Source organism: Paenibacillus lautus (assembly GCF_050482385.1).
GTDB lineage: Bacteria > Bacillota > Bacilli > Paenibacillales > Paenibacillaceae > Paenibacillus_AQ > Paenibacillus_AQ lautus_B.
In genome coordinates, this window is sequence record NZ_JBCNHV010000010.1 from 288,864 (window position 1) to 313,704 (window position 24,841).

20 protein-coding genes are annotated in these 24,841 nt (G+C 52.2%); 7 read left to right on the forward strand and 13 right to left on the reverse strand.

What is annotated here, in order from left to right:
• Nucleotides 1-62: 62 nt before the first annotated feature.
• Both rocF and ABEW73_RS12370 read left to right on the forward strand, forming a co-directional pair.
• Nucleotides 63-968, forward strand: a complete 906-nt coding sequence (rocF, locus tag ABEW73_RS12365) for an arginase (RefSeq protein WP_430171256.1) — start codon at nucleotides 63-65, stop codon at nucleotides 966-968.
• 97 nt (nucleotides 969-1,065) lie between these two features.
• Nucleotides 1,066-2,256 carry an ornithine--oxo-acid transaminase gene (locus tag ABEW73_RS12370; RefSeq protein ID WP_430170831.1) on the forward strand — a complete coding sequence of 397 codons (1,191 nt, stop codon included), beginning with the start codon at nucleotides 1,066-1,068 and terminating at the stop codon, nucleotides 2,254-2,256.
• A gap of 164 nt (nucleotides 2,257-2,420) precedes the next feature.
• Here ABEW73_RS12370 and ABEW73_RS12375 read toward each other — a convergent pair whose 3' ends face one another.
• Complete coding sequence (locus tag ABEW73_RS12375; protein WP_430170833.1) at nucleotides 2,421-3,386, reverse strand: arsenic resistance protein; 966 nt, start codon at nucleotides 3,384-3,386, stop codon at nucleotides 2,421-2,423.
• A 224-nt stretch (nucleotides 3,387-3,610) separates the two neighbouring features.
• On the opposite strand from ABEW73_RS12375, the gene ABEW73_RS12380 reads away from it, so the two are divergent.
• Nucleotides 3,611-4,519 (forward strand): TIGR01777 family oxidoreductase, encoded by a 909-nt coding sequence (locus tag ABEW73_RS12380; protein WP_430170835.1) that lies wholly within the window; start codon nucleotides 3,611-3,613, stop codon nucleotides 4,517-4,519.
• Nucleotides 4,520-4,595: 76 nt separating this feature from the next.
• On the opposite strand, the gene ABEW73_RS12385 is transcribed toward ABEW73_RS12380, so the two are convergent.
• The gene (locus ABEW73_RS12385) at nucleotides 4,596-5,186 is read right to left on the reverse strand and encodes a YdhK family protein (protein ID WP_430170837.1); all 591 of its coding nucleotides are present in this window, start codon (nucleotides 5,184-5,186) and stop codon (nucleotides 4,596-4,598) included.
• Between the two features lie 207 nt (nucleotides 5,187-5,393).
• Between ABEW73_RS12385 and ABEW73_RS12390 the strand changes: the two genes are divergently transcribed.
• The 4 genes from ABEW73_RS12390 to ABEW73_RS12405 all read left to right on the forward strand — a co-directional run bounded on the left by ABEW73_RS12390 (nucleotide 5,394) and on the right by ABEW73_RS12405 (nucleotide 11,845).
• Nucleotides 5,394-6,326: a helix-turn-helix domain-containing protein gene (locus ABEW73_RS12390; RefSeq protein ID WP_430170838.1), complete on the forward strand. Its 933-nt coding sequence runs from the start codon at nucleotides 5,394-5,396 to the stop codon at nucleotides 6,324-6,326.
• A gap of 123 nt (nucleotides 6,327-6,449) precedes the next feature.
• Entirely contained in the window at nucleotides 6,450-8,333 is a 1,884-nt protein-coding gene (locus tag ABEW73_RS12395) for a class I mannose-6-phosphate isomerase (RefSeq protein ID WP_430170840.1), read from the forward strand.
• A complete protein-coding gene (locus ABEW73_RS12400; RefSeq protein WP_430170841.1) occupies nucleotides 8,330-9,334 on the forward strand; it encodes an ROK family protein in 1,005 nt (334 codons plus the stop codon). The genes ABEW73_RS12395 and ABEW73_RS12400 overlap by 4 nt, the downstream gene beginning before the upstream one ends.
• A 21-nt stretch (nucleotides 9,335-9,355) precedes the next feature.
• Nucleotides 9,356-11,845 (forward strand): glycoside hydrolase, encoded by a 2,490-nt coding sequence (locus tag ABEW73_RS12405; RefSeq protein WP_430170842.1) that lies wholly within the window; start codon nucleotides 9,356-9,358, stop codon nucleotides 11,843-11,845.
• 310 nt (nucleotides 11,846-12,155) lie between these two features.
• On the opposite strand, the gene ABEW73_RS12410 is transcribed toward ABEW73_RS12405, so the two are convergent.
• From ABEW73_RS12410 to ABEW73_RS12460, 11 genes are all read right to left on the reverse strand, one after another.
• On the reverse strand, nucleotides 12,156-12,392 hold the full coding sequence (locus ABEW73_RS12410; RefSeq protein WP_076320777.1) for a DUF6953 family protein: 237 nt from the start codon (nucleotides 12,390-12,392) through the stop codon (nucleotides 12,156-12,158).
• 80 nt (nucleotides 12,393-12,472) lie between these two features.
• On the reverse strand, nucleotides 12,473-13,198 hold the full coding sequence (locus ABEW73_RS12415) for a YwiC-like family protein (RefSeq protein WP_430170843.1): 726 nt from the start codon (nucleotides 13,196-13,198) through the stop codon (nucleotides 12,473-12,475).
• A gap of 51 nt (nucleotides 13,199-13,249) precedes the next feature.
• The gene (locus ABEW73_RS12420; protein WP_430170845.1) at nucleotides 13,250-14,764 is read right to left on the reverse strand and encodes a nitrate/nitrite transporter; all 1,515 of its coding nucleotides are present in this window, start codon (nucleotides 14,762-14,764) and stop codon (nucleotides 13,250-13,252) included.
• Between the two features lie 166 nt (nucleotides 14,765-14,930).
• The gene (locus tag ABEW73_RS12425; protein ID WP_215156207.1) at nucleotides 14,931-15,578 is read right to left on the reverse strand and encodes a response regulator transcription factor; all 648 of its coding nucleotides are present in this window, start codon (nucleotides 15,576-15,578) and stop codon (nucleotides 14,931-14,933) included.
• Nucleotides 15,575-16,657 (reverse strand): ATP-binding protein, encoded by a 1,083-nt coding sequence (locus tag ABEW73_RS12430; RefSeq protein WP_430170847.1) that lies wholly within the window; start codon nucleotides 16,655-16,657, stop codon nucleotides 15,575-15,577. The genes ABEW73_RS12425 and ABEW73_RS12430 overlap by 4 nt, the downstream gene beginning before the upstream one ends.
• On the reverse strand, nucleotides 16,654-17,118 hold the full coding sequence (locus ABEW73_RS12435; protein WP_430170849.1) for a GAF domain-containing protein: 465 nt from the start codon (nucleotides 17,116-17,118) through the stop codon (nucleotides 16,654-16,656). The genes ABEW73_RS12430 and ABEW73_RS12435 overlap by 4 nt, the downstream gene beginning before the upstream one ends.
• A gap of 51 nt (nucleotides 17,119-17,169) precedes the next feature.
• Nucleotides 17,170-17,862: a respiratory nitrate reductase subunit gamma gene (narI, locus tag ABEW73_RS12440; RefSeq protein ID WP_430170850.1), complete on the reverse strand. Its 693-nt coding sequence runs from the start codon at nucleotides 17,860-17,862 to the stop codon at nucleotides 17,170-17,172.
• Nucleotides 17,849-18,427: a nitrate reductase molybdenum cofactor assembly chaperone gene (gene narJ / locus ABEW73_RS12445; protein WP_430170851.1), complete on the reverse strand. Its 579-nt coding sequence runs from the start codon at nucleotides 18,425-18,427 to the stop codon at nucleotides 17,849-17,851. Before narJ ends, narI begins: the two co-directional genes overlap by 14 nt.
• The gene (gene narH / locus ABEW73_RS12450; protein WP_430170852.1) at nucleotides 18,420-19,955 is read right to left on the reverse strand and encodes a nitrate reductase subunit beta; all 1,536 of its coding nucleotides are present in this window, start codon (nucleotides 19,953-19,955) and stop codon (nucleotides 18,420-18,422) included. The genes narJ and narH overlap by 8 nt, the downstream gene beginning before the upstream one ends.
• Nucleotides 19,945-23,619, reverse strand: coding sequence for a nitrate reductase subunit alpha (locus ABEW73_RS12455; RefSeq protein ID WP_430170853.1), 3,675 nt, complete (start codon nucleotides 23,617-23,619; stop codon nucleotides 19,945-19,947). Before ABEW73_RS12455 ends, narH begins: the two co-directional genes overlap by 11 nt.
• Nucleotides 23,620-23,863: 244 nt before the next feature.
• Complete coding sequence (locus ABEW73_RS12460) at nucleotides 23,864-24,838, reverse strand: Gfo/Idh/MocA family protein (protein ID WP_430170854.1); 975 nt, start codon at nucleotides 24,836-24,838, stop codon at nucleotides 23,864-23,866.
• Nucleotides 24,839-24,841 lie beyond the last annotated feature (3 nt).

The following is a 24,841-nucleotide window of genomic DNA, read 5'->3' on the forward strand; positions in this document are numbered from 1 at the left end:
TTTGCCCTAGTCACTCAGCCGGGCTCCTGAATACACTGTTACAAAGTGGAGGTGAGCCTATGATGAGAAATCTTCCGTCCACCGTAACCATCGTCCCGGTGCCGTTTGACCGGGGTGCTACCCGCCGCGGCGCAAGCCAAGGACCGAATGCGATTATCGGAGCCGGCTTGAAACGCAAGCTTGACGCGCTCGGTGTATCCTACCAGGTCGATGACCTTGCTGGACTCCCCGAACACAAGGATGAAGGGCACCATCCTCAATTAAAACATCTGAAAGAAGTCATAACGATTAACGAGCAGCTTGCAGCTCATGTGTCCGCCCTGGCACAATCGGGCGTCTTCCCGCTTGTTCTTGGCGGTGACCATAGCATTGCAATCGGCACGATAGCCGGGCTTACCCGGCACTATCAAAGCCTGGGCGTCATCTGGATTGATGCCCACTCCGATCTCAATACGCCGGATACAACTCCAAGCGGCAATATCCACGGCATGTCGCTGGCTGTCAGTTTGGGAAGAGGTGATGCACGGCTAACATCGATCGGCGGCGAAAAATCAACGATCAAGCCGGAGCATGTGGTGCTCATTGGCGCGCGTTCCCTCGATCAGGGGGAACGGGATTTCATCCGCCGGGAAGGCATTACCTGCTTCACGATGCAGGACATCGACCGCATGGGCATGTTCCGGGTGATGAAGGAGGCTATCCGAATAGCGTCAACGGGCACGGACGGCGTTCACCTCTCCTTCGATATCGATAGTGTGGATCCGAAAATCGCGCCCGGAACGGGAACCCCGGTTCAGGGCGGACTCAGTTACCGGGAAGCGCATCTGGCCATGGAGATGCTGTCGGAATCCGGTATTCTGACCTCGGCCGAATTCGTGGAGAACAACCCGCTGCTGGACCGCGGACAGACAACGTCCCGGCTGCTTGTCGGCTTAATCGGCTCCATGCTAGGCGAAAGCATCTTGTGACGCGTCCCCTTACTTGATAATGAGAGACCATTTTTAGCAAGGTATACGGTTCCATCCACCCCGTTAGGTCTCATTAGACTCCCAAGGAGGTTACACCATGGACCCTTCAAACCCGCATATCGAGAAAGCCGAAAGATACGGTGCGAGAAACTACCACCCGCTTCCCATCGTTATTGCCGAAGCGGCAGGCATCCACGTGACGGATTCGAACGGCAAGCGGTACATCGATATGTTAAGCGCCTACTCGGCGCTGAACGCAGGTCATTGTCATCCCCGGATTATCAGGGCCTTGAAGGAACAGGCAGATAAGGTGACCCTGACTTCGCGCGCATTCCATCATGATCAATTGGGCGAGTTTTACGAGAAGCTGTCTGCTTTCACCCGCAAAGGCATGATCCTTCCGATGAATACGGGAGCCGAGGCTGTTGAAACGGCACTCAAGGCAGCACGTCGTTATGCTTACCGGAAGAAAGGTATACCGGCAGATCAGGCCGAAATCATCGTCTGCGAAGGTAATTTCCACGGCCGCACGATCACCGTCACTTCCTTCTCCTCATCCAGCGAATATCGGGAAGACTTCGGCCCGTTCACGCCGGGCTTCAAAGTCATCCCCTATGGCGACCTGGAAGCGCTGAAGCAGGCAATCTCACCGAATACGGCCGCCTTTCTTGTAGAGCCGATCCAGGGAGAATCCGGTATCATCATCCCTCCTGACGGATACCTTAGCGGCGTAATGGAACTGTGCAAGCAGCATCGCGTTCTTCTGCTCGCGGACGAAATCCAGACCGGCTTCGGCAGGACAGGAAAACGTTTTGCCTGCGACTGGGAGGATGTCGTGCCGGATATGTACATCCTCGGAAAAGCGCTGGGCGGCGGCGTCTTTCCCGTCTCTGCCGTGGTGGCGGATGCGGATATTCTCGGTGTATTCGAGCCGGGGTCCCACGGCTCCACCTTCGGCGGGAATCCGCTCGGCTGCGCGGTGGCCATCGCTTCCATGGATGTGTTCATGGAGGAAGGGCTGGAAGACAACTCCCTGGAGCTCGGCGAATATTTCCTTCAGCAGCTTCGATCCATCCGGCATCCCGATATTCAGGAGGTGCGCGGCAGAGGTCTATTTATCGGCATGGAACTTAAAGTCCCAGCCAGAACCTACTGCGAGAAACTAAAGGATCTCGGTTTGCTCTGCAAAGAAACTCATGAATCCATTATCCGCTTCGCCCCTCCGCTCATCATCACCAAAGCGGAACTGGATCAGGCCGTTGGGATCGTAAGGCAGGCGTTTGCGTGACTTTCCGCTGCCATGCTTGCACAAAAAAACAGTTTGTTCACCCCCTGGCTCCAAGGAAACGGGTGCGGCAAACTGTTTTTCTGGTTTCTCTCTCACTCAAGCTTTGCAGCTTATTCTGATACTGCGATTCACCGTGCCAGTTTCATCAAAGGGCCTGAGCACAGTTATTTGATCGACTTCACTTTCATTCTTCTTGATAAAAGCAGCAGCTGAGAGACAACAGCAAGCACAGGCAGTTCGATCAACGGGCCGATGACCAAGGCTAGAGCAATCACGGGCTGTTCCGGAAAGGCCGTCACGGCGATCGCGAGAGCTACCGGGGAGTTCCGGGCAATGATCGTTAAATGGAGGCTGACCGAATCCTCGTAGGAGAAATGCAGCATTCTGCCCACCGCGTTGCCCAACATGTAATTCATCATAAAATAAAGCAGGATCGGAACAATGAGAATATAAATCATGTCCATATGGTTCAATAAGTATGACCCTTGAGACGCAAACATTGCGACAATGGCAAGACATAGAAAGACAATCTGTGCCCGGCCAAATAATGGCATCACCTTATGCTCCAACACCTCTTTCTTCGCTCTCAGCAAGAAACGGGTGAGATGTGCAAGCGTGAACGGAACTACAAGCACAAGCAGCACGCTTTCGATCAATGTTCCCATCGATATCGTTTGGATCGTGCCGGAGAACAAGAGCAAATATAGCGGAAGCAGCAGCACCTGGAGGATCAGATTAATGGGCAGCACCGATGTTGACAAAGGCACGTTCCCCTTGGCAATCGAGGTAAACACCAAATACCAGTCGGTACATGGGGTCACCATCAGCATAATGAATCCGATCCAAAGCGCCGGGTGATCCGATAGAAAGACAGCGCCGAGTCCCCAAGCAAGCAGCGGCGTCCAGATAAAATTAATGACGGTACTGGCCCCCAGAAACTTGATGTTCTTGAACGCCTCTCTTAACTGCTTCAGCGGTATCGTCAAGAACAATCCATACAACATCAGCAGCAAAAAAGGAACGATCCCGTAGTTTGCATATTCCGCAACAACCGGAAGCTGCCCCAATAACAGCCCGACCGCCACCGCGCCCATGATGATCACAGTTTGAAGTTTCTCTATAAGTCCCATCCCGCACCCCTTACCATTTAAATCATGAACAAAATGAAGTAATGACCGAAAAATCATATAACGGAATCATACCGCATTTTTTGTATAATTGATTGTATAATGTTAAATTCAGCTTCAAAAAAACATACTCTTATTACTTTCTACACTCATTTCAACGTGTTACGGGTAATCATGCTCAGCGATATTTTGTCAGGGGAAAATTATAAGTTTTAGGAGGTTCATATATGAGAATAGCCATTTGCGGAGGCACCGGTTTCATTGGGCAGGCATTGTGCTCGCGTTGGCAGCGCGACGGACATGACGTTATCATCGTCACCAGATCGAAGCCAGACGTTCTTCCCCATCACCAACCGAACGGGCATGTATCCTATCTGACGTGGGATGAGATGAAGTCCCATCCCGAGCGGTTTGAGGATTTGGATGCCCTCGTTAACCTAGCTGGCTCTTCCCTTAGTCAGCGCTGGACGCAAGCAGGCAAGCAGAGAATCCTTCAGTCAAGACAACGAACTGTCTCCTCCGTAGCCGAACTGATGGACCGCCTGGAGCATAAACCTCCGGTCGTAATTCAAGCATCGGCGATGGCCATTTACGGCACATCCGAGTTTGAAACGTTTGATGAGGAAAGTCCTGCCACGGTTATGGACTTCCCTTCCGAGGTTGTGTTGCAATGGGAGCAAGCGGCCGACCGCATCACGGTTGACCGCTTGATCAAGCTGCGCATCAGCGTTGTTCTGGGTGGAAACGGCGGTGCCCTTCCCAAAATGCTGCTGCCCTATAAACTAGGCGTTGGCGGCAAGATCGGCAGCGGCAAGCAATGGCTCTCCTGGATACATATCGACGATATGGTGAATTTGATCGATTATTGCATTCGGCACGAGGACATATCCGGAGCCTTGAATGCGGCTTCCCCGCATGCGGTCACGAACGATGAATTCGGCAGGAGCATCGCCAAGGTCTACCACCGTCCGCACTGGCTCCCCCTGCCTGCTTTCATGCTCCAAGCCATCCTGGGTGAAATGTCGCTCATTCTGCTAAAGGGCCAGCGAATCTTTCCGGCCAAAGCGCTGCGTCACGGCTTCCAGTTTCGGTATCCGGAAGTGACGGACGCACTGAAGCAGATCAAAGAAAGCTGAGCCTTACCGTCATATGCAAAAAAACAATCGCTCTCTTGATATAGAGAACGATTGTTTTCTTTTTTTCATAAAACTTCTATTGTACGGGGGCCAGTTCGCTCTCCGTTACCCACTTATGGTTCTTGACTTCTTCGCCGGTTGTCGTCGTGAAATCTACCATATAGACCGTCGTTTGTTCGGCCGAATCGATAACGGCAGTGGCTCCTTTCATTCCCTCCATATGATCCGCATTCACAACGACTTCCGTTCCCGGTTCCAAGGGTTCCTTCCCAGCATCCTTCAGCTCCTCATGAATCACCCATTTATGATTCTTTACTTCGGGTCCGCCGCTCGTCGGCGTATACGATATCGTGTACACCGTCGTATCGTACGCCCCGACAATCGTTGCCTCGGCCCCCTTCATTCCGGGCATGTGATCGGATTCGATGATCGCTTGGGTCCCGGCCGCATAGGTTGGATTCTCTGCCGCCTTCAACCCTTCCGGAACCTCGCCCGAGCCGGAATGGTTCATGCCGCCATGATCCATGCCATCCATGTTTCCGGTGGCCTCCGTGTTTTCCTTGTTATCGGAGTTTGCGCTCTTCGTATTTCCGCAGGCTCCCAGTATGAGAATGAGGGATGCTAACGCAACCAGAATAAGCGGCTTCCATCGTTTCTTAGCTGACATATAATGAACTCCTCTCTGATATTGAATGTTCATAGCATAGCAACTACTTATGAAGAACTTGTGTAGCTGTCTATGCATTACATCACTATACCCTTTTTTTTCAATAAACTTATCTATGATATACAATAGAGAAGGATCATAAGTCCCATTTAACCCTATATTCTTGGCACAGACATCTGCCAATTTTGAGAAGGAGCTCCATCCCCCATGCAAATCGATGACGAAACTTTCATCCCGTTATTTAAACGGGCCAATTCCATATTAAACCGAACCTTGAACCGTATTGATCAGCAGGAACTGAGCATTCGCATCCACTACTGGGGATTTATGCCGCGCCACTATGACAATACGGAGCATAAACATTCTTTTTTTGAAGCTTGTTACGTGTTGACAGGCTGCGGCTCCTATATCGAAAACGAAACAGTGTTCCATGTTCATTCAGGCACTCTGTTTCTCTCAAGGCCGGGGGTCCAGCACCAAATTAAGAGCAGGGAAGGCTTGGCCTTATGTTATGTTGCCTTTGAGCTGGATGAATCGGCAAACAACGATCTCCATACGACTGCTTTCCGAAGGTTAGCCAGCCAAGGCATTCCAGTGCTTCAGGAAGGTGCCGGGCAAGCGACCGGACTCTTGTGGCTTTCGCTGTTATCCGTGTTTCAGTCGGGCTCTGGCGGTAAGCAGCACCCGCCGCATATGCTGAACAGCATGGCTATTTCACTCATATTATCGATTCTGGCTGCCCACGGCCCCGGTTTCTACCAAGAACCTTCCGATGGTGGAGCAAACGAAGAAGGAGCTTCGATGTTTCATCAGGCCGAATTGTTTATCAAGGATAATCTGAGCGAGCCGCTCTCGCTGGAGCGTGTGGCTGGCCATCTTCACGTTACGACCCGTCATTTGACAAGACTGTTCCGGAAATACGGACATCAATCCTTTGTTCATTATGTGCAGGAGCAGCGCGTGCAGCAGGCTAAACACCTGCTTCTGAATACAGACCGGCAAATCAAAGAAATTGCCGTCTCTTGCGGATTCGAGTCCGTGCACTACTTCACCCGGGTGTTTACGTCCAAGCTTGGTGTAACCCCGGCCCGCTTCAGGCGCTCGCAATTTTCGGAAGGTCGTTACGACTCCGATCTTTAGTCGCTAGAGACAGCGATGTCCTGATCGTACAAAAACACTTCCTCTTTTTATAAAGACGGATCCTCCCTTGCCTTCTACAATGAAGTCGTAACAGACATTCCGGAAGGGAGGAACCATCAATCCATGAAACCTGCAACGGCCTTTCAATCACACCCGATCAATCACTTGGACTTTCGAAGCGGACCCCAATTCATAAAGAATGGGATCGACTCATGGTGCTCGTTGATCCTATCGACCTACGAACAAAAATCCCAGCATGAAGCGCAAGAAAAGCGCAGTATCTTCATTACGCTTGACGGAAGCCACGGCGCGGATTTCGATAAACTGCTGGCCAAACTTCAGCAAACCTGTGAGCAAGAAGGGATCGCCTTCTCATGCGATTCCACGTCCAGTTATGTCAAACCCGAAGCCGAGCTCCGGGCCGAGATGGCTCCTTATCTGACTGATAACCGGGCATTCGGCTATAAAGCAACCGATGTCCGCCCCATTCAATATTTTCAACAGGACGCACGACTTGCCTTGAAAAGAAGCGCGCTTGAATTTGAGGCGATGCGCGGCATATACGTACTGCACGGACCCGGCGCCTCGCTGCTTGAAGGCCGGACCCCCGACCTTTGCTTCTACGCCGATTATTCCCGCGAAAACCAGCAGCGGCGCCATGCCCAACATATGGGCAGCTTCGGCTTGGGTGTCTCCCACGACAAGGTTGAGACTTACAAGAATTGTTTATTTCTCGAGTGGCCCGTCTGGGAGACTTACCGTCGTGACTGGTTAGCCCATCATATCCACGCCCAACACTCCGACAACCAAGCCCAAGCGTATTACATGGACTTCAATCGTCCGGAAGAGCCGGTGTGGCTGCCGGCAGCAGCCTTGGCAAACGTACTGCATAAAGCTAGTCAGCAGCCGTTTCGGGTCAAGCCGTTTTTTGCCCCGGGAATATGGGGTGGCCAATACCTTAAGGAATTGTGCGGCCTTCCCGACGAATGGCCGAACTGCGCCTGGAGCTTTGAGCCCATCGCTCCCGAGAATACGCTTCTGCTGTGCGTACAGGATATCACCTTCGAGGTTCCGTTCACATTGCTGATGGAGGCAGCGCCTCAAGAGATCATGGGAGCACGTAATGTCCGGCTGTTCGGCGATTATTTCCCGATCCGGTTTGATTATCTGGATACGATGCAGGGCGGCGAGCTATCGCTGCAGGTGCATCCGCTGCAAGAATATGCCGAGTCGCGGTTCAATGAACATATGACGCAGCAAGAGTCATACTACATCATGCGGAATGCCCCGGGAGCCAAGGTGTATCTCGGGCTGAAGGAAGGAATCAGCGGCGAACGGCTGCTTGGAGCAGTAGAAGATGCCCAGCTTCGGGAAGAGCCGCTTCAGCTCTCCGACTACGTTAACGAGTACGATTCGCAAACAGGGGATCTTTATCTCATTCCACCAGGCACGGTCCACTGCTCTGGCAGGGATAATCTGGTGCTGGAAATCTCCTCAACCACCTGGTGGTTCACGTTCAAGATCTACGATTACCTACGAATGGACGCGGATGGCAAGCCGCGCCCGATGAACCCTGAGCATGCACGCCACAATATCAATGACGCCATGGATACGTCCGCGGTAGAAAGCGGACTTATCGCCCGGCCAACCGTCATAAGCCGTCAAGGCAGCAGTTCGGAGGAACTGCTCGGTCAACGGGATGATCTGCTATTCCAGGTCAGCAGGCTGACCCTGCATGAAACATGGAATGCGGACACACAAGGAGAATTCGTCATGTACAATCTCGTCGAAGGCGAACGTGTCCGCCTTGTACCGGCAGCGGACGAGGGTGCGGCCGTTGAATGGGGTTATGCGGAATCCTACATCGTCCCGGCATGTGTGGGAGAATACCGTCTGGAGAACCTGTCCGGCTCCCCGTGCGCCTTGATCGCCGCCAGGGTCAATCCGGAGTGGAATCTTCCGCTTCTTCCGCCTCACTGGGCAACCGAAAGCGGGGAATTTCAATGAGTCGCAATGATAGCGCCGATCCAGAAAGCGTGCCTTCCCCTGCCCCTATCACGATCGCGCTCGATGCTGGCGGCACCGCTCTGAAGGGAGCGCTCATCGTGAACGGGCAGCTCATCCCTGGCTCGTTCCTAACCCGGCCTTCGGAATCGCAAGGAGCCGCGGCGGATACAATCGCCAGCTTCGCCAAAGCCTGTCATGATCTGATCACCTATTACGCTTCGTCCTTCCGGCCATTGGATTATCACGATTCGATCCGGATCGGCTTTGCTTTTCCAGGGCCCTTCGATTATGCAAAGGGCATCGCGCTTCTTCAAGGCATCGGCAAATATGAAGCCCTGTTCAAGCTGTCGGTTCGGGATCTGCTCCGCTTCGAATTTCAAAGACTCAAGCCATCCTTCCCGGGTGTCACGATGAATCGTCTGACTGCGGCCGATATCCGGTTCGGGAATGACGCCTTCATGTTCGGACTTGGGGCCTCGATCCGGTTCCCATCGGAGCGTCTCCTATGTCTTACGCTCGGTACAGGCCTTGGCTCTGCCTTTGTGGAGAATGGTCAAATCGTAACCGGCAGGCATGGTATCCCAAGCAGCGGAATGCTGTTTGCGGAGCCTTACCGGGATCACATCGTGGACAGCTATTTCGGGAGAAGGGGCATTCTGAACATGGCTTCAGAGCGGGGTCTCCTGACCGACGGGACCGACGTAGCCGACCTCGCTGAAGCAGCGACGGGCGGTAACGCGCAAGCTCAGGATTTATTCCGGGAATACGGCACCAGGCTGGGTGAGATGCTCCTGCCTTATCTATCCGAGTTCAAACCGAGCCGCCTGGTGCTGGGCGGACAAATCTCGTACAGCTTGCCCTTATGGGAAAGGGAAATCCAGCTAGCTTTAGGCAGGCATGCCGTTCCGGTTCACAGTCTCGCAGATGGAACGGCGGCTGTGTTTAACGGCATTGAGAAGTTATTCGGGGATCCGGATCATCATGTTTCCGCTCCCAATTAATTTATAGGAGGTTACCACTATATGAACCTATCAACCCAAGGCAATCATCGACCCGCCCGCCCCTGGACGATCTATGTCATCCATCATTCCCACACGGATATCGGCTACACCGAGCGCCAAGAGAGAATCGAGCAGTACCATGTAGATTTTATCCGCCAGGCACTAGGCATCACGGAAGCCGCACACCGCGGGGAGCGCCCAGAATGGAAAACATTCCGCTGGACCTGCGAGACCTTCTGGGCCGTCGAGAAATTTCTCGAAGCAGCAACTCCGGCAGAGAAAGAAGCTTTTCAACAAGCGGTGAAACGTGGCGATATCGAACTGTCCGGAACCTATCTCAATATGACCGAGCTCCCGGATTTCGACCTCCTTCTGCGGAATCACGGCAAGGCACAAAGGTTCGCGGAGACCTTCGGACATCGGATCGACAGCGCCATGACCGCAGACATTAACGGGTACAGCTGGGGGTATGCTGAAAGCCTGCTGCAACATAACATCGAGCATTTGTTTTCCTGCATCCATACGCATCACGGCATGTATCCGCTGGGCCGCAAACAAACGCCGTTCTGGTGGGAAAGTCAAAGTGGCGGCAAGCTGCTTGTCTGGAACGGCGAACATTATATGTTCGGCAACGAGCTCGGGTTCTGTCCGGATGCACTGGGCAAATACATTATCAAAGACGAGTTTCAGCATAACCTGATGGAGCCTGGGGAGCGTCATAACGACATCGCTGCTTTACGGATTAACCGGTATTTATGGAATCTCGAGCAGGAATCCTATCCCTATTCCTTCGTTCCGGTCATGGTCTCCGGCCTAGGCACGGACAATGCATCCCCGAATGCGGATATCGCGGAGTGGATTACGAATTGGAATGAACAATACGGCGACCAAATCACCATTAAGATGGCTACGCTGTCCGAATTTTTTGCAGCATTGAAACAGGAGGACCTGTCCGCGCTTCCGGTACACCGGGGGGATTGGCCGGACTGGTGGACCGATGGGGTGGCTTCAACAGCGATGCATACCCAGATTTACCGGGATGCCCAGCGCACCCTTCGCAAGGTCAAGCGGCTCGATCCGGTTCATGGTGCGGCAAGCCTGACACAGATCGAGGAAGCCTCACAGGCACTGACCATGTACGCGGAGCATACATGGGGCTATCATTCCTCCGTGTATGAGCCATGGCACCCGCAGGTGCAAATGCTGGAGGTGCGGAAGCAAGCCTACGCGGCCGAAGCCAGCAAGCTGGCTTACCGGGCGCTGGATAAAACGCTTGTTGCCCGTCAGGGCGCACTGCTTGCCCCTCATCGTCCCTTGCGCTACGAGGTGATCAACACGGAACCGGCCGCGGCGACACTGCAGGTCGCCATCCCGCTGGATGGTTGGGAACACGTGATCCTGAAGAAAAAGTTCGAACTCATCGACGAAACGACCGGACAGCCACTACCGTACCAATTGACTCATACCGGAGCGCTTGTCACAGAGCTCCCACTTCAACCGGATGAGTCCCGGATCTTGCATATCCAGCCGCACGAAACGCCAGACGCACTTTCCGCTTCCGGGAACATGGTGACCGCACGTAACACTGAACCAATTGCGTGCGAAGGAATCGCCGACATCCAGATCCAGCCCATAACTCCATATCCAATCGTGGTGGGCAAGCGTTCGATCGAATCCGAATCCTTCCGGATCGAATGGGAGATGAACGAAGGCATTACGGCTTGGATCGATAAGACACGCTCGGCAGACCTGCTGGACGAAACACGCGAGCACGGGCCATTCACCCCCGTGTACGAGGTTACGCCGGCACAGGATGAGCATAATCCATCCGAGGTATGCTCCACCCGCCGCCGCATGGGTCGCAACCGGAAGGGTGTCAACGTCCAGCGGGACAGAGGGCGCCTGACCCGAGCCACCGTCCTGGACAACGGGCCGCTGTTTGCCCTGGTGGAGCTAGTCTTTGACGTGAAAGGGCTCAGCTACTATGCCCTCCACATCAAGATGTATGCGAACCAGCCTCGTGTCGAGGTGTCCGTCCGCTTCCACAAGGACAGCGTATGGCTGCCGGAGAATGTTTATGTGGCTTTGCCATTCACCATGGGCGCTGAAGCCGAGCTATATGTAGAAAAAGCCGGCTGTCATGTCCGGCCATGGAAGGATCAGATTCCCGGAACCTGCCTGGATTACACCAGTGTCCAAGAGGGAATATTCTGGCACTCAGCCAAAGAACGGGAAGCGCTCATTCTGTCCATGACAGACACGCCGCTCGTACAGTTGGGAACGCTGGAGCACGCGCCCCGGCTGCTCCACACCATGCAGCCTGCGGACAGCCGTCCTGCCACGTATGCCTGGATATTGACCAACTACTGGGAAACCAATTTCAAGGCGACGCTTGGCGGCTTCTACGAGTTCCGCTATGCGGTAGAGCGGCATCGCCAGTTGGACCCGGGGCAGACTGCGAAGACCCTGCACGCTTCAACCGGACAATTCACGGTTCACCGAATCAAATAAGTCAGGAAAAAAAGAGCCGTCCCAAAAGTAGATTTAGTTGCTTGACGTACGGCTCTCATAAACAGAACGTGTGTCAAATGAAGCCATGGCGGTGCTCAGGATGTTATTCCCACACCGCTATGGCTTCTGTTTTGATCTTGGCCGCCTTAGCGATGGGAGGAACGATTCGTACACGGAGCGCCTCCTAACAGAAAAAGAGAGCATCCCGCCAGATCTAAGATCTTTTGGGACACCCTCGTTCTCATTAATACAGGGAGGCGACCTATCGATCCGGCCTCTCCCGTTTTTTGATTGTTCGGTTACAGCAAGACTACGTCCATGCCCACATGAATCCGTCACGATCCCAAGCGATCCGACCGCCATGCAGTTTGCGGAATGCCTTCTTCACTTCCTTGGACAGTGAAGCATTACCGTTTTCGTTAACGAAAACAAACTCTTCCCCGAAGTTCTCGCGTACATAGCGGATGGCCTCCGTCTGATACAAATTACCGGTAAACCGGATTTCCTCCACCATCCATTCGGCCACCTGCTGCGCTGTATATGTCATATGAACATCGTTCCCTTCTGTATACCTTCGCTTATTATAACAGAATGGACGATGGAATCGATTTTTATGAAAACGGCAGATTATATCAAGATCATGGACAGCAATAAAAACTGGACGGAACCCACAATCTCGATGATTCCGACCTTCATCGGTTTCATTGCTTTTCCGGAATACAGTAACGTCTTAAGGAACGGAAATACGAATGGCAGACACATCCACGGATTCCCGAAGAGGATCGGCAGAACCAACATCACGGCATGATACAATCTTGCGTAAACCGTCCAGCGCCTGTTTTTCCGCTCACGGAAGACCGATTTAACAAAGAACACGGTGCCCGTGAAATATAGGAAATTATACACAATGACGGCGGCAAGCATCGGATCGAAACCACCGCCTCCCAGCATATAAGCAGCGGCGCCTCCGGTACAAAACAGCAGAATCGCGCAAATATCATTTAACAGCGCCCGCTCCGCTTTCTGAAGAACATGCCAAACATTCACCATGATCAGGATGAGCAGCACAGGTGCAAACCAGAGCATCGACGGTTTGAAGACAAGCACCGGAATCAGAAAAACAACGGCGATAAGGGCATAAATGATCCCCCAGGATATCCAATTTTTACGTTGGGACGTCTTCTTTAAGGATTGCAGAAACGGATAGGACGCCATATATAAACCTAACCAGGCCAAAAATAGCGGAAGGTGCAGCAGAACCGGCTTGGCTGCCGCCATTCCTATGATATAAGGTACACTGACCATAGCCCAGCCACCATGCTCCCGTGGGATGACAACCCTCGGCTTTTTCATGCGTCTCTCCCTCTCCAATCCATCGACTCATCCCCATCATAATTCATACCTTCAGCCATTCGAACAACGGCCAGGCGGATGATAAGTAATATCGCTGAAGGTGCCCACATATTGTACGATGTCACCCGATTCGTCCTTTACCGCGTTAATCGTCAGCAGCTCCAAGTACTCTTCCCCGTCTTTCCGGCGGTTCCAAATCTCCCCCTGCCAGCTCCCGTGTTCCCTGATTTCAGACCACATCGCCTGATAAAACGCCGGTGATTGCCTTCCGGACTTCAATACGCTCGGATTTTTGCCGAGCACTTCCTCCTCCGAATATCCGGTTAACTTCGTGAATGCCGGATTGACTGCATTGATCCTACCGTTCGGATCCGTAACCAGAATCCCCTGGCCGGTGGAGTTAAACACCTCGGATTGCACGGAAAGTTTGTCCTGGTAGTACATCCATACCACAATAACGAAACTGGCAAGCGCAACCTGCGATAAGGCCATGAATCCAATGGAATACTGCCCCGTAGCCGAATGGATGAAGGAAAGCATCAGCGGTGGGAAGAATCCGCCAAGGCCGCCCATCATAGACACGATACCGTTCACAATACCGGCCTGTTTGTTGAAATAATAGGGCACGAGTTTGAAAATAACCCCGTTTCCGAGACCGGCACCAACGGCTATGGTTAAGCATCCGGCCGTATACAAGCCAATGGACGGAGAGAATGCCAACAGGATGGCCGCAGCCGTTAGCCCTAAGAATACGCCCATTAATAAGAACAGCGGTTTAAATTTATCTGCAAGCCAGCCGCCTACAGGACGTAATAAAGTGGCTACCAAAATGAACCCTGCCGTCCGCATCCCGGCGTCCACCTTCGCAAGCTCGAAATGGGTGACCAGGAAGTTCGGCAAGTACACCGTAAAAGCTACAAACGAACCGAATGTAATGAAATAAAACAGAGAGAAAAACCACAGTTTTTCATTTTTATATACACCCTTGATCTGTTCCATAATCGGTGTTTTCACCTTGATTTCTTTACGGTCGCCTAAGAGTGCATTTAGCACGGCAAATATCAGCAGCAGAACCAAATACAGCTGGACGGTTTTGGACCATCCGATCTGAGTCGCGATGACCGGTGCAGCAAACGTGGTAATGGCGGTGCCAATATTGCCCATCCCGTAAATCCCATTGACAAGTCCCAGCTTTTCTTTCGCATAGTATTTAGGCAATGAGGTCACACCGACCGAGAACACGGCCCCCCCGATCCCCAGAAACAAGCCACCGATGACCAAATGCGTAAAGGATGAAGCCGAGCTGATAAAATAAACCGGAAACAGCAGCAGGATAAAGCTGACGATAAAAACAATTCGTGCTCCCACGACATTGGCGTAATAGCCAAGCGGAATCCGGAGAACCGAACCCAGCACCACCGGAATAGCTGTCAGAATAGCGAGGCGGTCTGCCGGAATGGAGATATCCTCCCGAATAAACGGCAAGAGCGCGGAGATGATGACCCATACCATAAAGCCAAGCACCAGATTCATTGTTTGCAGCGGAAGCTGCAGCTTTTTGATCATTTCCATCACCTTTTCTAAAGCGTAATGAATGGCAATTGATCCCCAGCTCCTATTGTACGTGCACCTATTCACAATGCTAATAGGGAAGTTCCCTGAATCTCTCTGGGGAACTTCCCTATTCCTTAAAGCAACAACCCTTTATTGCGCCCTTTTATATACGTAAGGACTAAAAATCCAGCAATTTTTTCTTCAATGCATATTCCACTAACTCCGGACGGCTTTTCAAATTCAGCTTGTCCATAATTTTGGCCTTGTGCGCTTCCACCGTCTTGACCGATACAAAAAGTTTTTCCGCAATCTCTTTATTGCCATAACCCTTGGCGATCAGGGGCAGGATCTCAATCTCCCGTTTGGACAGACTGTTAAACGGATCTTGGTCCGCGCTCTCGCTATCTTTCTTAATAAACTCCCGAACCAGGGAAGTAGCCATCTGGGGATGGATATAGGTCCCTCCCTTATGCACCATACGGATGGCGGAGATTAATTCATCATCCGGCGCATTTTTGAGTACGTAACCTGAAGCCCCGTTTTTTAAAACATGAAACAGGTAATCGTCATCATCATACATGGTTAGAATCAGAATTTTCGTATCTGGAAATTCACTGCTGATCTTGCCGGTTGCAATCAATCCGCTTTCGCCGGGAGGCATGCTTAAATCCATCAACAGCACATTCGGCCGGTGCTTCGCCACCATGGTGTAAGCCTCCATACCGTCTGCCGCCGTCGCAACGACCTCCATATCTTCCTGATAATTCAGAATCATGGAAAATCCGCTGCGGACCACGGCATGATCATCCGCAATCACAATTTTCATGTCACCATCACCTCCGGCTTATCGTCACCATTCGTAAGCGGAATGTTAAGCTGAATCGTTGTACCCTCACCGGGAGCGGATAGCAAAATAAACTGACCACCGACGAGCTCTGCGCGTTCCCGCATCCCGTACAGTCCCAGTCCGGTTCCCTTAGCTTCATCTATGACCCTGTTAAACCCGACTCCAAGGTCCCGGACGGTTAACTGAAGGTAGCCATTCACTTCGCATAATCGTACATGCACCTCATCCGTTCCTGAATATTTCATGGCATTCAGTACCGCTTCCTGGCAAACCCGGTACACCACCGTTTCAATCTCGCTGCCATAGCGGGCCGCCGCTAACTCGGCAGAGAATTCAACCAGCATACCGTAATTCTTCCCGATCCATTTAAAATGGGAGCGGAATGCAGCCTCAAGCCCCAAATCATCTAATGAAGCCGGTCTGAGTTCAACGGATAAATGCCGGATATCATCCAGAAGCCTGGTTAAAGACACCTCGGTCTGTTGCAGTTTTTTAAGCACATCCTCGCCCACATTCATATATTTAACGACACGCAGGTCGACCAGCGAGCTTAAGAGCTCTTGAGCCACGCTATCATGCAGTTCGCGGGATATCCGCTTGCGCTCGTCCTCCTGTGCCTTGATGACATATTTCAGCATATTCGTCCGCTGCAGCATTTCCTGTGTCTTCTGCTGCTTCGTCAGGTCGAGAAGCATCATCACCCGGATGCCGCGAGCTTCATCGATGATATGGTAACTGGCCGCATAGGGAACGATTCCTTCGCCGCGTGTCTTAAGATAGACTTGGAACGACGAAAACTCGCCATCTGGGTAATCCAGATAGCATGTGGAGCAGGTTATGAGATCCTGTTCATCGGTGTACCCTTTGCAGGTTTGGCAGAAGGAACCATCCGCACCAGACTGCATCCTCTCGATCACTTCAATGTCAAGGATCTTTTCTGCGGCCGGATTCATAGCCACCACACTGCCCTTTTCGTCAATAAAAAAAATAGCTTCCATGCTATTATGATACATGTTTCTAAGCAATTCGCTTAAATGCTCATCCGTCATTTGAATCAAGGCTGTGATACCTCCTTGGCATAAAAAGCACCAAATTCCGTTCCCATTCCTTCCTGAAACGACTCAAAGGACATTGCATCCAGCACGTTTTCCTTGCGATATCCCACAAGCAAAACACCCCTGACGCGAGAGCCTTCCCACAGCGGTACTGCACCAAGGCTTTTCAACTGCTCGGCAACGATAATCGGATAATTATATAAATCCCTTGATTCAATATCAGCGTTCACGTTTTGAATCAGGATCGGTTTTCCTGTCTTAAACACCATGCCGGCGATGCCTTTGCCGGAATGTAAAACGATGCGCTTATACCTCTCGTTTATATTTCCCGAGACATACTGCCAGGTCAAAACAAATCGATCCTCAGCCGGCTGCACCAATGCCATGGACACGAAATCGAATTGAAACCGGGCACGAAGCTTATCCATTTCACTTTGGTAGTTAAAGATCGGCTGATTCTTCATCTCCATTACTCCTCTGACGTAGAAAAGAAGGCCAAACAGCCTTCTTCCGCTCTACGATTCAAATTTACGGTGCTTTCTATACAGGATATATCTTCTACCCACATAATTCAACGGAACACTCCACACATGCACCAATCGGGTGAACGGCCATAAGCCAAAAATACCAAATCCGGCCAAAATGTGAACTTTAAACGACAGCGGCACATTCACCATCAACGAAGCGTCCGGACGGAGCATAAACAATCCACGGAACCACACGGAGACCGACTCCCGATAATTGAATTCCGGCTGTACCGCGTTCGTAACCAGCGTGCTGTACATCCCCATACATACGATAAACAACAGGAGGACATTAACCATCATATCGGAAGCGCTGCTGAGTTTTCGCACATTTCGAATGGTGAACCGCCTGGCAGTTAACAGTACCATACCTGCCAGGGTTAGAAAGCCAAATGCGCTTCCGATATACACCGCCCCAATGTGGTACATATGATCACTGATGCCCAGCGACTCCATCCAGGATTGAGGGATGGCCAAGCCTGCGACGTGACCTCCGATAACCGGTATGATGCCTAAATGAAACATGAGACTGCCCAGCTTGAGATGTTTCTTCTCGATAAACTCGCTGGATTTTGCCGTCCAGTTGAATTGGTCCGTACGGTAACGGTAAATATGACCGACAATAAACACGGCAAGGCAGATATAAGGAAAGATGACCCACAAAAACTGATTAATCATGCTCATGATCTGCCGCCTCCTGATTGAAACATGCTTTGAACGTCTCGCGCAGACCCTGAATGAGATAAAGATACGGACTCTTATACTTCTCCAAAGCCTTTAGCAGATGATAGGTGCCGTCTTCCATGACAGCCATCATCAAATCCAAGCTCGCTGCCACTTCCTTCTCGCGACCCTGCCAATTCGCCGCATATATAAACTCGCACATCAGCGGAAGATAATCCGATAATTCCGAGCCCGCGATGCCCAGGCCAAACATCTCATACGTCTCTTTAAGTTTGGCGAGCATCTGTCCACGTTCCCGGCCATCCTCAAATTTGTAATAGGTCATGTACAATGTAGATTTCGCCTGAAAGTCGAAGGTTTGGACGTACAGCTCTTCAATCTCTTCCATGCTGTATTCATGCATGGTCGCCCAGTACGTTCTGACGGATTCATAGGCCGGGTCTGAGGAGCCAAGCGACTCCTCCATGACCGATGGATGGAAATCCAGCTTTTCCGGATACGTGAGCTGCTGAGCGAAAAAACCGAAAACATGTTTATAATCATGCAGCTTTCCGAGATTAATCACGCCAGATCCCCCCGTAGAAGTTTTCTTCGTACAGCTCTTTGCCCGTTTTGCCTTGCAGTCCTTCCGGACCGCAACCGCCGCAGCTTGCGCTAAAGCCTTCGGAGCCCTGTGAGAGGTAAACATCCATATGGCTTTCTTTATGCGAAGTCGGGACCACAAACCGGTCATCGTATTTAGCGATAGCGAGCAGCCGGTACATCTGCTTCATTTGATGGGCGGTCAAGCCAACCCGTTCTAGCCGTGTCTCATCAAACTCAGTCCCCGACGATTGTGCGCGCATATAAGAACGCATCATCGCCATTTTTTGCAGGGCATCCTTCACCGTAACCGTGTCCCCTGCCGTGAGCAGATTCGCGAGATACTGGATCGGTGTACGCATCTCCTCGATCGCCGGGAAAATCATGTCCGGATTCTCGATTGAATCTCTGCCTTCAAAATAGTTCATGATCGGACTGAGCGGTGGTACGTACCATACCATTGGCAGCGTCCGATACTCCGGATGAAGCGGAAAGGCCAGCTTGTATTCAATGGCCAGTTTATATACGGGCGAGTTTTGGGCAGCTTCGATCCATTCTTCGGTTAATCCGTCCTTGCGCGCCTGCTCCATCACTGCCGGATCATGCGGATCCAGGAACAGATCGCACTGGGCCTGATAGAGATCCTTCTCATCCGGCGTGGAGGCTGCCTCCTGTACCTTGTCGGCATCGTACAGCAGCACGCCCAAGTATCGGATACGTCCTGTACAGGTTTCGGAGCATACCGTAGGCAGCCCCGCTTCAATTCTCGGAAAACAGAAGGTGCATTTCTCGGCTTTATTCGTTTTCCAGTTGAAATACACCTTTTTGTACGGACAGCCCGTCATGCAGTACCGCCAGCCGCGGCAGGCTTCCTGGTCCACCAGGACGATGCCGTCTTCATCCCGCTTGTACATGGCGCCGGAAGGACAGGACGCTACGCAGCTCGGGTTCAGGCAATGCTCGCACAGGCGGGGCAAATACATCATGAACGCCTGCTCAAAGTTGAACTTGATTTCTTCCTCGATCTTTTCGATATTCGGATCCTTCGGGCCGGTCACATGGGCTCCCGCCAGATCATCTTCCCAGTTCGGACCCCATTCCAGATTCATCGTCTCGCCGGTTACTGCCGATTTCGGTCGAGCCACCGGCTGATGCTTCTTCTCCCCGGCATTCGTTAGATGCTCATAGTTATAGGTCCATGGCTCATAGTAATCTTTCATTTCCGGCATATCCGGATTGTAAAAGATTTTGCCGAGCGCGATTTTGGACAGCTTGCTGCCGGATTTCAGCTGCAGCTTTCCCTTTTTCAGCGTCCAGCCTCCCTTGTATTTCTCCTGGTCTTCCCAGCGGATCGGATAGCCTACACCCGGCTTCGTTTCCACGTTGTTGAACCACATATATTCCGCACCCGGACGGTTCGTCCAGGTGCTCTTGCAGGTGACGCTGCACGTATGGCAGCCAATGCATTTATCCAGATTCATGACCATGGCGACTTGTGCCTTAATCTTCAAGCCAATCCACCTCTTTCATTTTGCGGACAGCCACGTACACATCCCGCTGGTTGCCGATCGGTCCGTAGTAGTTAAATCCATAGCTGAGCTGCGCATAGCCCCCAACCATTTGGGTCGGCTTCACATGGATTCTTGTCGGCGCGTTGTGGCTGCCGCCGCGATCCTTCGTAATTTCCGAGCCCGGCACGTTGATGTGTTTATCCTGCGCGTGATACATGTACATCGTACCTTTCGGCATCCGGTGGCTGACGACGGCGCGGGCGGTAACGACGCCGTTGCGGTTGTATACTTCCAGCCAATCGTTGTCCTGAATGTCGTGAGCCGCTGCGTCATCGTTGTTAATCCATACCGTTGGTCCTCCGCGGAACAGCGTCAGCATGTGTAGATTATCCTGATAGGTGCTGTGAATGTTCCATTTGCCATGTGGCGTCAGATATCGGAGCACGAGTGTATCCTTTCCCCCGGTAATCTGCTTGTCGCGCGGTCCGAACACCATTGGCGGAAGTGTTGGTTTATACACCGGCAGCGCCTCTCCAAACTGCAGGAATATTTCGTGATCGATATAAAAATGCTGTCTGCCGGTCAGCGTACGGAACGGCACAAGTCGTTCAATATTCGTTGTGAACGGGGAGTATCTTCTGCCCATTTTGTTCGATCCGCTGAATACCGGCGTCGGAATGACTTCCCGCGGCTGGGCTGTAATGCTCTGGAACGTGATGCGCTCTGCGGCGCGGTCCGCGGAAATGTCTTTTAGCTGCACGCCGGTGTCCTGTTCCGCCGATTCCCAGGCTCGCTGCGATACCTTGCCATTCGTGGCCGAAGACAGATTCAAAATGGCATCCGCCGCATTTCGCGCCGTATGAAGTTTGGGCAGGCCATTCTTGATGGTGTCATCGTAATAAGTTCCGTTCAAACGCTTCAGCTCTTCATACTCCTCGGCTACCGAGAAGCTGACGCCATGCGCTCCGACTTTACCTGTAGCCAGGTTCGGACCGAGCGTTATATATTTGTCATGAATTTTCGTATAGTCCCGCTCAACCACCGTCAGATTCGGCATCGTTTTGCCAGGTATGGCCTCAATCTCCCCCTTGCGCCAATCCTTCACTTCACCGTATGGTTGGGCGATCTCGCTTATGGAGTCATGAGAGAGCGGTGTGGTGACCAGGTCCTTATATATTCCCGGTAGATGGGTCTTCGCCATATCTGAGAAGACTTCGGCAATCGTTCGGTATATATCCCAGTCCGACCGGGATTCCCAGAGGGGATCCACTGCCGGATTAAACGGATGCACAAAAGGATGCATATCGGTTGAAGACAAGTCCGTTTTCTCATACCAGGTTGCTGCAGGAAGGACTACATCTGCGTACATCGGAGTTGATGTCATCCGGAAGTCCAAGGCAACAAGCAGATCCAGCTTGCCTTCGACTTCTTCGCGCCAGACCATTTCTTCCGGCTTATCCTCTTCATTCGGCGTCGAGAGAAGACTGTCGGAAGCGCCCAATAAATGCTTCATGAAATATTCCTGACCTTTGGCGGAGCTCGAGATCAGATTCGAGCGCCATACGAACAGCGAACGCGGATAGTTTTCCGGCGCATCCGGATCCTCTGCCGCAAACCGGGTCTCTCCAGAGATCATTTGCGCAAGCGTATGCTTCACAATTTCCTCGTGGGTGGTTTTCCCCTGCTGCGCCGCTTCCTCCGCAAACTTCAGGCTGTTTTTGTTGAACTGCGGGTAAGATGGAAGCCAGCCAAGTCTCGCGGCAAGCACATTGTAATCCGCCGGATGCTGGTAACGGATCTCCCCGCCCGTTGGCGATTTCAGAGAATCGGCCCCCATTTCTTCGTACTTCCATTGGTCGGTCGCAAAATAAAAGAACGATGTCGCGTTTTGCTGACGCGGCGGTCCCTGCCAGTCTTTAGCGAAGGCGACCGTGGACCAGCCCTCGATCGGGCGGCATTTCTCCTGGCCGACGTAATGCGCCCAGCCACCGCCGTTTACGCCTTGGGACGCCGTTAGAATGACCAGATTCAAAATGGAACGGTAGATCGTGTCACTGTTAAACCAGTGGTTAATCCCGGCGCCCATGATGATCATCGAGCGACCTCCGGTTTCCAGCGAATTCTGCGCGAACTCACGGGCAATCTGAACCACGATGGATGGCTTCACACCCGTGATTTTTTCCTGCCAGGCCGGGGTATAGAAGGAATCAGCATCCTTGTATCCGTCTGCATCCAGACCGTTGTCTGCCTGTCCAATGCCATACTGGCTCAGCATCAGATCGTATACTGTTACCACCAGACGCTCCGTTCCGTCCGCCAGCTGAATGGTCTTCGCCGGAATTTGGCGTTCGAAGGTGCCGTTGGCGTTGTTGTCGAAGAACGGGAAGGAAATGGTCTGCCGCTCCCCGCCCTGAGCCTTCACGGATAGCGCCGGCGCAATGACCGAGCCGTCCTCGCGCTCCAGGATCAGGTTCCATTTCTTGTCCTGCTCCCAGCGCTGCCCCATCGTGCCGTTCGGAACCGTGATTTCATTGGTATTCTCGTCGATAATCACCGGCTTCCACTCGGCATGCTGCGTGATATCGCCCAAATCGCTTGCCCGCAGGAAGCGTCCCGCCTTGTATCCCCCCTCAAACTCATCCAATAGAATGAGGAAAGGCATATCCGTATATTGTTTCGCATAATTCAGGAACATCGGTTCCTGACGCTCATGATAGAATTCTTTTAAAATAACATGCGTCATGGCCTGTGCAATGGCTGCATCGGTTCCGGGATTCGGAGCCAGCCAGTTGTCGGCGAATTTAACGTTCTCAGCATAATCCGGCGCGACCGACACGACCTTGGTGCCTTTATATCGAACTTCTGTCATGAAGTGCGCATCCGGCGTGCGCGTTAACGGCACGTTCGAGCCCCACATAATAAGGTAACCGGCATTGTACCAATCGCTGGATTCCGGCACGTCGGTCTGCTCTCCCCAGATTTGTGGAGATGCCGGCGGCAAGTCCGCATACCAGTCATAGAAGCTGAGCATTTCTCCCCCTAGCAGGGAAATAAATCTGGCTCCTGAAGCATAGCTGATCATCGACATGGCCGGAATGGGCGTAAACCCGGCAATCCGGTCGGGCCCGTATTTGCGGATCGTATAAATGAGCTGCGCGGAGATCAGCTTCGTGGCCTCCTGCCAGGACACACGGACATGACCGCCTTTACCCCGCGCTTGTTTATAGGACTTGGACTTCTCCGGATCTTCGACGATGCTGGCCCAAGCGGCGATCGGATCGCTGTGTTGGCTTAAGGCCTCTTTCCACATATGCCATAGCCGGCCGCGCATATAAGGGTATTTCACTCGCAGCGGACTGTATTCATACCAGGAAAATGAAGCTCCTCGCGGGCATCCGCGCGGTTCGAATTCCGGCATATCCGGCCCGCAGGAAGGATAATCAATCTGCTGGTTTTCCCAAGTAATGATTCCGTTCTTGACGAAAACCTTCCAGCTGCAGGAGCCTGTGCAGTTCACGCCATGCGTCGTCCGTACCACTTTGTCATGCGACCAGCGCTTGCGGTACATATCTTCCCATTCCCTGCTTTTCTCCTCCAGAACGGACCAGTTGTCAGAATAGCTTTCCATCCTCTTGAAGAACTTCAGCCCCGACTTTCGTTTCATAGGACAGTTCAACTCCTTCTGCTTGAATGACAATGATTGGGGAATCAATGTGCCGTCCTTCGTATAACTTAATTATGAGCGGCCCCTTCTTTCGTTCCTATTAGGGAAACACCTATATTCCTTCGAGAATTCCCTTGGTTAAGGCAGGCGGCAATTCATGCAAGGTTCTCTTTGAAACGAAAAAAAGATGTCCCGGAAGACCTAGTGGTCTTCTGGGACATCTCGGAGTTCTAACAGGATATGATCATTCCCCGATCTTCACCGGGACCCCCGTTTCGGCCGACTGCAAAGCAGCAAAGGTAATTTCCATGGTATTAAACGCATCCTCGTAAGAGGATAAGATTCCAGAGGCATCCCCGGTGCGAACCGCGTGGATGAACACTTCGTTCTCCCGAAGATACGGGTTAACCGCATTGGGGTATTCCGTCATTCTTCCTTTTTCCTTAACGATGAGTTTATCGGATTGAATGCCGATGACCCCCTGCTCCGTATAAATATCCAAGCCGGCCCGATCCGACTCCGGCAGCATGCAGGTATTGGAGATCGTTGCCACGGCGCCGGATTTTAATTTCAGCGTCGCGGTACCTACGTCGTGCACCGTTACCCCCTCATGAATATCCTTCATCGCTCGATGGGCAAAAGCCGCATACACTTCATCCGCTTCACCCAGCAGGCAGCGAAGCAGGTCAACTATATGGGTGGTTTGCTCGATGAATTGCCCTCCCGAGCCTTTCTGCTGTCTCCACCAGTACACCTGCGGCATGTCTCCCATCCAGTAGCCAAGCGCCATCCCGATCTTCCGGCCTTCCAGCAGCTCGGAAGCCTTCATGGCTGCATCCGTATAGCGGAAATGGTACCCTGCAGACGTAATCAAACCGGCCTTCTTCACGCCATGCAGAATCTGCCTTGGCGTATCCAGGTTCGTGCCCAGCGGCTTCTCAACCAGAAAAGGAATACCCCTCTGCACGAGCTGGGCTTCGATCTCTCCGTGCGCAAACGGCGGGACGCAGATATAAACCGCATCGGGCTTAGTTGCATCCAGCATCTGTTCAACGTTGCTGTACGCCTTGGCCCCGGCATAGCTCCGCACCGCTTGTTCCGCTTTCTCCTGACTCGTACCAACAAAGGCGGCAACGTTAACTCCGTCCATGTTGGACAAAATATCTGCATGTACTTTGCTAAACCAGCCTGTGCCTATGATTCCAATTCGCAATGCCATGTA